The following is a 9,818-nucleotide window of genomic DNA, read 5'->3' as shown; positions in this document are numbered from 1 at the left end:
GATGACGGAACTAACACAAAGGGATCAAGAAGAGAACGAAGGAGAAGCGACGGTGGTGGGGGAGAAGCATGCTCCGTCAAGCACAATTATATGATAGGCAATTGTGCTCGCTGATAGGGAAATAGTTCGACAGTGACAACAACGATTATGATTGTCTAAAAGATTGGCGCGAGCGATCGGCCGATTACGTTTTCATCGCATCTCGGCCTCAAATTTGTCGTCAATACGCCGTTATGCACTCACCCCGTGCGACACAACCTTCCGTCACGTCAGACGGATTGATTAGCGATTATTGGTTATCACTCGATTAGGCACAGCCATGGACGCGAAAACGAAACTCCTTGCACCGGATGCTCTCCGGGCTACCTTCGAAATCGTTCAACAAGCAATCCACTCTAGTCGCCCCAAGAGGGCCCTGACCTCCGTCGAAGTGAATGCCGACAAGGCAATTGCTCTCTTCCTCTTTTGTGCAGGTTTCGGCTTCGCTTTACTGCTTTGCCTTTTTGCGATTCACCACTTCTGGCCCCTCCCGGTTCTGGCAACTCTGGCATTGGGCGTTGCAGTCGGCGCAGAAATTGCCGGTCTTTTGTCGCTAATCGCAATCGTCGTACAAGCCGTCCCAATGTTAAACCGTATCCGCAAAAAACCTGCTGGGCCAATACTTGAGTTGGCCAGCGTTGATATTGATCGACTACTGCCATATTGCAATGACCTTATGCGCTTTTCCTTGCCGGAGTTGGGTTACGTTCGCGAACATATCTCTCATCAACGAGATGCGTTCGACAATCGACGTGGGCGGTTGATCGGCCAACTCGACAAAGTTGGGACGTTTCCAGCGCTCGCGACTCTTGGGATTAGCGTCGTCAAACTGATGCAGGATCAACACATTGCCCTGAACAACTCAATCGTCTGGACGATCGCAGGGTCCCTTGCAGCGTTCTATCTCCTCAGCCTTCTGCTTGCTGATACAAGCGATAAACTCACACAAGCGATTGGGCTGCTGAATTTCGTTATCGACAATCATCCGGAAAAAGGTAACGACCAGTAGCATTAGTACGACAAAGCAAGGGGTTTTTGACGCGCAAAGCTTATACGATGGATCTTCACATCCATTCTCAGCTCTCATACGTCGCACGCAAAACTATGCACCAGCTATCCAACGTTCGTTCGTACCTCAAGGCTCAATTGGCCCCGTTCAACCGCTCATTTTTTTGGTCCGCAATCGTACCAATAGAGGGATTGAGGGTCGCATTTTGGTGGGCGGCACCGGCTACAGCTGCCGTGTTGTTTATCACACACTTCAAAAACCAACTACCCACTAGTTATCTGGACGCTGCTATTTCTGATGGAATAGGCTCACACATATGGAACGTAGTGGGTATGCTCGGTTTAGTACTTTTCGGTCTAGCAGTGCTGTTTCCGAAGATCAAATTTATTGCTACCGGGGCATATCAAGTATTAGTCAACACATACGGGATGGGTGGTTTAGCCATCGGCCTGTTAATTGGAAAAATTGGGGCGCAGCTGCCATCCTCACTGTCAAAACTCGAGTTGTGGAAGGCTTGGCTCGCAGGTACAGGTATCGCTCTGCTAATGTTCGAACTGTTCGTGCTCAATTTTTCACTTTGGTGCTTCGCAAGCTTGATGCGATCAACAAAGGAAGATGACGGATTTTTACGCCATGTAGCAAGCATCGACCTGCGGCTGCGCCTATTCGCATTCACGTTGCTGTCTATATTGCCTCCCGTAGTGTTTCTAGTACGCGGGCACTAGATCTCGGAGCATCCGACATGATCGCCGGGTAGGCACAGCGCTTGTTCGACACGCGCCTCGGTCTACTCAGACAAAGATCGTGTCGTATCATTGACGTAGATCCACCCACCTTTCTGGTCTGGCCCTCATCATGGAAAATCAAGCCGACGACGCGCTGAAGGACGAGTACCTCCATGCTGCAAAGCATAAGGAGCAGGAGCGTTGGCGCGCTGCCGTAAGAAGCGGCGAGTATACGCAGGAAGCGATGCTCTTCATTGCACCCTCAATCGTACGGAACGCAACGTTTCGCCGTCGCACAGACGAATTTTGAGTGTTGCTAAATTCGCTGAAGCCCTTAATGGATGACGCACTCCATGATACGGATACTTTCGAACCATACTCAGCAACGCGAGACTATCGAGTGCCTGGAGACGATGCTCGCGAACTCGGCGGTCGATGACCAAGTGTTAGTTATCGCAACGGGAACATTCGGATTCCCCAGCGATCTAGTGAGCGCCGTGTCGACTTGGTTTAAAGCCCGTGATTCTCGGCGCATCTTGTTCGTGATCGGTTTGCATGGGCAGCTCGAGCTCTCTCCATATAAGCAAGCACAGGCCAAAAACGGGCCTCACATACCACTCACCTACGCGGCTTGTGGCGGAGCTGCCGTGAGAAAGACACTCGGCACGTGGATCGAACGACTAGAGGCAAAGCCCGACGAGCTCGATGATCGAGTCGTTGCGTATGCGGTTGCTCACTTTCATGCCAAGTTTTATATGCTATTGGGCCCAGGCAACCCGCAATCGGATTACTTGTATTTGGAAACGACTGCTGATATCAAATGGGATGTACGGGAAGCAATTTTCGGAAGCACTAATACGACAACCTCTGCCGTTGCGCATAATTTCGAGCTCGATCTTCATATCGGCCGAGGCGATCCAATGATCCCCGACCTCGCAGTCGCGACCCTCTCTCTGATTGAGCACGCAATGGATTCGATCGATGTGAGCGATGTGTCGCGTCAAGTCTCCATGGAGCTAGCGGATGTCATTGCTGATGAGATCGGCAAGCGTCAGCTCAAAGAATACAACGCTAGCCAGAAAAAACTAGCGGATGCGCGCGAGGCGAATGAAAAGGGAATCACTGACGCTGACGAGTACCGGGAGAAGCACGACAACGAGTACCCGTAAGATGTACAAGGTTGGACTAGACAAGCCGGTGCTGTCACACGCTACTGCAGCCCCTCACGAGGCCAGCCATTCGGCGAACTGAGATGAAAGTCATTGAACGGGCGACCGTCTGGATGCACCACGGACCTGTTCTCTCGACCAAATGCGGGCCTAGCCCAACAAATGAAGTCAGGCTAGTTTGGACCAGGTTTGCCGAATTTCTGATGGCCCCAGCTGCGTGCTGTACGCCTAGCCGATCATGAAGGGCATTAGTGGATAATGAGACGCACTTTTATACCGAGGAGCGGGGATGGCTCTACCAACTGACACCATAGGCCCGTTTGACGTCAGGACCGACGACCTGATGCAGATTGACGCAGGTCAAGCGGTTGAGCTGTTCCGTCAGCTGCTGGTCATCGAGGCGGCAAAGCTCGGCCTGCCGACCACGGGTGTGGATGTTCCCGCGTCAATCAACGTAGCGGATGGCGGCATCGATGCGGACGTCACGGGCGTCGCAGGCAAGTCGCTGCCCGCCGGGCTGATCGAGGAAGGCAAGACCTGCTACCAGATCAAGACTGGCGATTTTTCAGCGTCGACGCTGTCGGACATTCGGTCATTGCTGATACAGCCCAAGTTTGCTCCTGGACAGAATGTGCCGACCAAGGATCAGCTGCAGCCCCGGGTGCTGAGCTGTTTTGAAAACGGCGGAGCATTCGTTGTCGTGCTCTTCGGCACGGACCTCGTGGGCAAGACCGACGACCACGGTGTGAAGCAGATCAGCGAGTTGATGAAGGCCGTCGACCCCGCCTTCGCCGGCGTGACGGTCCGGATCATCCGGGCGAACCAGTTATGCACTGCGATCAAGACACTGGCCCCCGGCATCGCGAGACGTCTCTGTCGGGTTCAGGGATACGACATGACCGTCTTTTATGACCTGTCGTTCATGGCGGAGGCCTGCGAGCTCGAGATCGATTCCTATCAGTTGACGGACGATCTGAAGACATTCGCCGAGGAAATCACGCGGGCCGCCGACAGCCTTGATGGTTTCAAGCATGTGCGCATCCTCGGGGACGCCGGGGCGGGCAAGACGCACCTGATGTACAGGGCGCTCGCGGCATGTCAGCTAGCCGGATGTGTCCTGTATTGCCCAGATCCTGAACAGGCGATGAACAGCGGCCCCATGGAGGCCTTGAGGCAGATGGCGCCGAACACGACCATCATCCTGGTGGCCGACGACTGCGACCTTGACACGTCGCGCGAGCTGACCGCGCTTTTCCGCAAGCGGGCAACCAAGATGCTGCTCGTGACCGCCAACAACCTGGCGGATGGACCCAGCGCGCACGTCGATGTCCAGCTAATCGAAATGCCTCGGCTTCTGCAGCCGTTGCTGGCCGAGATCTTCAAGGGCTATGGCATCGTCGCGGACGAGGCGGACTGGTTCGCCAGCCTATGCGAGGGCTCGCCCAGGGCCGCACACCGGCTGGGTCAGTACATCAAGCACAACCCGACCCAACACTCGGCTGAGCATTTCGCGCATCTGGATGACCTGTGGAATGGCATCGTGTGTGCACCGCACAGTATTGACTCCGTTGACGGGCAGGATCGGCTCGCCGTCATTCGCACGATGGCGTTATTCCGTCAGATCGCGTGGGAGACCGCGGAAGCTCCCGTAGTCCGAGTCGCAATCTTGAATGCGGTGAAGCTCCTCGACCCCAACTTCTCGCAGTTGCGTTTGGTCCGTGCGGTCGAAGCGCTTCGCGAACGCCGCGTGCTGCAGGGCCCACGAACGCTGCTGATCTCGCCAAAGCTCCTCCACGTCGCCATGTGGAAGAGCTGGTTCGAGAAGTACTCCATCGTAATCGACGTGCTGAAGCTCCGCGAGAACCTTGGGGAGCGCATGCAGCAGCACTTCGATGCCATGCTGATGTTCGCCAAGGAGTCCAAGGCAGCGACGGCCTGGGCCGACCGGTTGCTCGGTGAGGGCGGCATGTTTGCGTCCCTTGCCAGCTTTGCTACCGGCTCAGACGCCAGCCGGTTGTTGGCGGGAGGGCAGGATAAACAAAAGGCAGCCCTGGGCCGTTGGGCCGCTGCCGTGGAGAACGAAGACGTCGAAGCGGGCCGCGAGTTCGCTGGTGAGGCGCGTCGCACGGCCATCAATCGGCTCGAGCAGCTCGCTGTGCCCGCCGAAACCTTCTTCGAGGCCACCAAATGCCTGCTGCTACTGGCCGAGGCCGAGAACGAGAGTTGGTCGAACAATGCCACCGGCACCTTCCTCTCGCTGTTCAACCTCGGTCATGGCCAGCTCGCCGCGTCTGAGCTGTCGCCGATCGACAAACTCGACTATCTGAGAGAACTGTTGCGCAGCCCTGTGCCGTTCTATCGGGAGATTGCTGTGCAGGCGCTGAGCAAGAGCCTCGACCCGTTCATGAGCAGGCATGCGATCGACGAAGTCATCGGACTGCAACGGCTGCCCGGCCGTTGGATGCCGGAAACATGGGGGCAGTTGTACGACGCCTACGCCGCCCACGTGTCGCTGCTCGAAGAGTCGGTTGATTCCCTGCCCCATGCCGAAGGCCTCGGAGCGGCAACTGGGATCTTGGAGCACTTCCGCAGCCTCGTGCTGATCGTGCCGATCGCCAAGTCGCTCCTCACGTTCATGCGGCGGGCGGCCAAGATGCCTGAGCTGCGTGACAAGTGCATCGAAACCATCGTGGCCACGTTGCACTACGAAGGGAAGGAGTTGTCCGCGGATGTTTCGTCAGAGCTTCAAGCCCTGCGTGCGGAACTGACCGAATCCTCGTTTTCGACCAAGCTGCGTCGACACGCTGGCATGAAGCTGGTCGAGGACCACTTCACCACCGATGGCGAGTACGTGGATGGCGCGAAGCCGGAGTTGATCCAGCTTGCCGAGGCTGCCATAAAAGATCCGGCACTGCTGCTGCCAGAACTCGCCTGGCTCGTCACGGATGATGCTAAGAATGGCTATGAGTTTGGCGTGTTGCTGGGTCGCATAGATGATCTGAAGCTCTGGAGCTCAATCTTGTCGGCCTGGTCCAAGGCGAGGGAGAAGCGATCCGACTTCTTCATCGGGGGATACCTGTCCGCGGTGCACGGCACGAACGTGTCGCTCTGGGAGGAGCTGGTGGAGACCTTGCTGTCGAACGACGAGATCCGCCAACTGGCGTTGGGCGTCGTCTGGCGGTCCGGAATTAGCGACCGCATCGCCAAGCTCCTGCTCGACCTCGCCAAGCAAGGTGAGATCGACCCCAGGGAGTTCAGGCTGTTCATCTATGGCGGCGTAGTCAACCAGTTGCAGCTCACCGTCCTCGAAGGTGTCATTGACCTTTTGCTCGGAATCGATGACCCGGTTGCGCCCGATGCCGCACTGGATCTGCTCGAATCCAGACTGCGTGGACATCCTGACGAAGGTGTCGTGCTATCTCGCCGGATCGAGCAGACCCTCGGCGCTCCGGCCTTCATCGAGGGTCAGGAGCACCAGGGCTACAACAACATGCTGCTGTATAACTGGAACGAAGTCGCGAACCGCCTGCTTGAACTGGATGCCGACGCTGCGGCACACCTGGCCGTGCGCTTGATCGAAAACTTCGCCAGCCGCAACAGTGTCACTGCAGGCTACCGCCCGGACTCACTCAAGTTCCTGTCCAACGTCGCACAAACAAAGCCTGAAGTCGTGTGGCCTGCCATTGCACGCCGTCTGGAATCGCCGAGGGATCGCGGCACCTGGCACCTGTTGAGGTGGCTCCGTGGGGGCCGGTCGGTCCGAGGCGTTGATTTGGCTGGTCTCAATGCCCTGCCGTCACCCATGGTGTTCGAGTGGGTCGATGTCGCTCCTGCAGACCGTGCCTGGATCCTTGCAGAGCATTGCCCGCCCATCATTAGCAAGCCCGGAGAGACGCCGAGCTTCGCCCGGCAAGTGCTGGAGCGGTATGCGCATATCGAGCAGGTTCGAAACAGTCTCCATGCCAATAGTTTTACCGCGGCATGGAGCGGCCCCGCGAGTGAGTACTACCGTGGAAAACTTGAGGAGATCGAAGCGCTGCTGGCCATTGAGACTAATGCCAATGTACGCATGTGGCTAAAAGAACGCCGGGAACGACTCCAAGCCCGTGTCGAGCACGAAATTGAGCGAGAACTGCGCGAGCGTGAGTACTAAAGCACCGATTGGCGGCGGCACCCCTGATTGAGGCTGGCAGCGCTGATGTCTGCTCAACAGCAGCGCGCCGCTAGCGCATAAATTGGGCGACGGTGATTCTACCCAATGCACCGAAGCGACTTAAAGCCGAGCTCGTCACCTTTCGCACGTGACCCCCGAACCACTTTCATTCGCATTAATAACTCAGCCAGCAACAACTATCAACGGATGTATTACAATTATCACTCGGACAACGTGTTGCCATCAACTCCGTATAATTCCGGGCAAGGCAAAAATCCCTGAACACCGAATTTTTCCTTTAAAACAATCTTAATTCTATCATCCAACAAAATATTTCCAGCACTGTCATACATGCGCGTAAACGCCTGAAATCTATGAAATGTTTTTATTTTTTCGATATGATCAAGCAATGCGGTAACAAGTGGAATCAGACCACTAAGCTTCGCTGCAGAAGTATCCACAACCGTCTTAGCCACTTCGCTATTAGCAATCCTCGCCTTTAAGAGACCGGGTCTCTTAAACTCCATTCCCACTAGGCGATCCCAATCAGATTGCCAATCTTTAGCCAACTCACCTCGATCTCTAAACGATTTTGCCGATCTAATATCACCTTCGAGCTTCGCCCGCATTCGTCGAATACCTTCCATCTCTTTCCGCAATGCTCTCAGCGTCTCAACAGCGTCGCCATCATGCGTATGCATTTCGCAGAACATCGCAAAGAGTGATGGAATTTTGAAATCATAGAGCTCTGATTCGTTTCCAGCCAAAAATTCGATTGAGCGAATTTCTGCCGACAGATGCTTCTCAAGCTCTCTTATCTTACTTAGAAAATTGTCCCGTCTTAGCCGCTCGGCATGATATTTCACCATCCGCTGAAGTGAATTAGGCAGAATCAACGTTGCATTCGCTCGATCTGCAATTTCATTTGAGCTGGACCACTGCCAAAGTTGCACAAGCGGAAAATGCTTTATTATGCGCTCGGCAAATTCACCATCACCATCACCATCACCCAAGGCGCGCGCGAAACTACTGTGCTCAGAAAACCACAATATCCCTTCTTTCCCAATTTCCTCGATGCTTTTGCTATAGATAGCAAGATCAAATGAAATCTCTCCTTGCTGCAATAATTCAGCGTGAACAAGCTGATCTGAGGCAACCACCTCAACGAAATCTTCATCACGCTGCAGCGAGTCAAAGAATTTCCTATTTGATTCGTAATATTTCTCGCTGACGACAACCCTATCGAATAAGGAGACTGCCTCAATTACAGCATTTATTCTCGACACCATCTCATTGGTTAATTCTCGATACAGCCGAGAAGAAAGACAGGAAAATGCATCAAAACACCAAATTGATGTCGATGCCTTAGAAAGAGAATTCCCCATGGCGCCATCAGTCATGAATTAATTTAAACGATCAAATAATGATATTCTGACATTAACGCTTCCATTGACTTATTACCCCCTTGCAATCATGATGGATAACAGGAAAGCATCGTAAGTGCAAATCTCACAGCCCACCGGAATGCCCTCGCCAGAAATTCGACGGTGGCATCCCAAGTTTTAACACACTGCCTCGCTGTTTAGCTGCGTGTCTTGTACACACGCTTGAACACGACACGATCGCCGAACATTTTCTGTATGAGCAGGCTAAGCCCAACAAACACCACTGCACCTGTAACCCAGCCGCCTACTGACATGGACTCAGGCAGGTGCCGATGCGCTTGATAGCCCGCGAACGCGGCGGCAAGTAGCGCCGCGCCGAAAAGTCCTCTTGCCGGCCCATACTCGACTTCAGCCTGACACCCCGTGCAAACCGTCGCGCCGCGCGGAACCCCAGTGCGTCAGTGAGTACAAGTCATATTGCTCATTATTTTCACGATCTAGGCTATAGAACCACTCGACTGCAACACGCAGTGAGCCCCTTTAAACGCATTACGACACAAAGGTAAGATTCTTTAGACGAATTCGCAACGCCTCAACACGCGAATTCTGGATCGCGCAATTCTCACGACCAGCAGGCTGATTTTCGAAACAATGCGCCGCGAAATTGCCTGAGCTCAGGCAGCGGGTTCGAGGGTCGGCTGCTCTAAGGCAATCATTTCCACGACGGACTGGAGTTCGCATAGCAAGTCCGCCTGTTGGACTTGTAGGTACTGGCGCACCGAGTCGTTCTCAAGCAGCCTCGCGAGATAGCCCTTTGCGAGCACGAGGTTAAGCACATCTTGTCCGTAGGTCTGCTCGACCAGTTTGTACTGTCCCTGCAGATTACCCATCTCCCGCTCCATCTTCGCCATCTGCTCGGGGCTCACGCCGGCAAGCTTCCTCGGTTTCTTCCCTTCGACCAGCCGAGATGCCGGCGTCGCAACGAGCAACGCTTCAGCGTACGAGACAGACAGGTTGTTCGCTGCCACCATGAGCTCGACGCATTCGACTTGCCGCGTCGGCTTCATCTTCCGCAGAGCTCGCGCGAGTTCCGGCGAAAACTGCCGGTCCTTCAGGAGCTCAGTCGCTTCAGCACAAATCCCATCCAGCAATGCCATCCTCTTGATGATCTGTGACACATCTACCGACAGCGCCTTCGCCAACCGCTCCGGAGACACGCCTCGTTCGACGGCCCGGCGAATCATGAAGTGCTCCTGGATCGTCGATAGTCGATTGACGCGGTTGTTGTACGTATAGCTCTCATCGTCCGTGGCAACGAGGCACGACACGGTGTTGAAC

The 9,818-nt window shown here is 54.8% G+C and carries 6 protein-coding genes; 4 read left to right on the top strand and 2 right to left on the bottom strand.

The window, feature by feature from the left end:
• Positions 1-319 precede the first annotated feature (319 nt).
• The 4 genes from G3O00_RS35695 to G3O00_RS35680 all read left to right on the top strand — a co-directional run bounded on the left by G3O00_RS35695 (position 320) and on the right by G3O00_RS35680 (position 7,095).
• Positions 320-1,048: a hypothetical protein gene (locus G3O00_RS35695; protein WP_206145802.1), complete on the top strand. Its 729-nt coding sequence runs from the start codon at positions 320-322 to the stop codon at positions 1,046-1,048.
• Between the two features lie 47 nt (positions 1,049-1,095).
• Positions 1,096-1,773: a hypothetical protein gene (locus G3O00_RS35690; protein WP_206145801.1), complete on the top strand. Its 678-nt coding sequence runs from the start codon at positions 1,096-1,098 to the stop codon at positions 1,771-1,773.
• A 413-nt stretch (positions 1,774-2,186) separates the two neighbouring features.
• Positions 2,187-2,942 carry a hypothetical protein gene (locus G3O00_RS35685; protein WP_206145800.1) on the top strand — a complete coding sequence of 252 codons (756 nt, stop codon included), beginning with the start codon at positions 2,187-2,189 and terminating at the stop codon, positions 2,940-2,942.
• A 289-nt stretch (positions 2,943-3,231) separates the two neighbouring features.
• Positions 3,232-7,095 (top strand): hypothetical protein, encoded by a 3,864-nt coding sequence (locus tag G3O00_RS35680; RefSeq protein WP_206145799.1) that lies wholly within the window; start codon positions 3,232-3,234, stop codon positions 7,093-7,095.
• 221 nt (positions 7,096-7,316) lie between these two features.
• Here G3O00_RS35680 and G3O00_RS35675 read toward each other — a convergent pair whose 3' ends face one another.
• Together G3O00_RS35675 and G3O00_RS35670 are read right to left on the bottom strand one after the other, a co-directional pair.
• On the bottom strand, positions 7,317-8,495 hold the full coding sequence (locus tag G3O00_RS35675) for a hypothetical protein (protein WP_206145798.1): 1,179 nt from the start codon (positions 8,493-8,495) through the stop codon (positions 7,317-7,319).
• Between the two features lie 659 nt (positions 8,496-9,154).
• Positions 9,155-9,818: plasmid partitioning protein RepB C-terminal domain-containing protein (locus tag G3O00_RS35670; protein ID WP_206145797.1), on the bottom strand; the 664-nt coding region annotated here is incomplete at its 5' end.

This window comes from Burkholderia sp. Ac-20384 (genome assembly GCF_017104605.1).
Lineage (GTDB): Bacteria > Pseudomonadota > Gammaproteobacteria > Burkholderiales > Burkholderiaceae > Burkholderia > Burkholderia lata.
The sequence above is the reverse complement of the archived record's forward strand: the minus strand, read 5'-3'. Positions and strand labels throughout refer to the sequence as shown.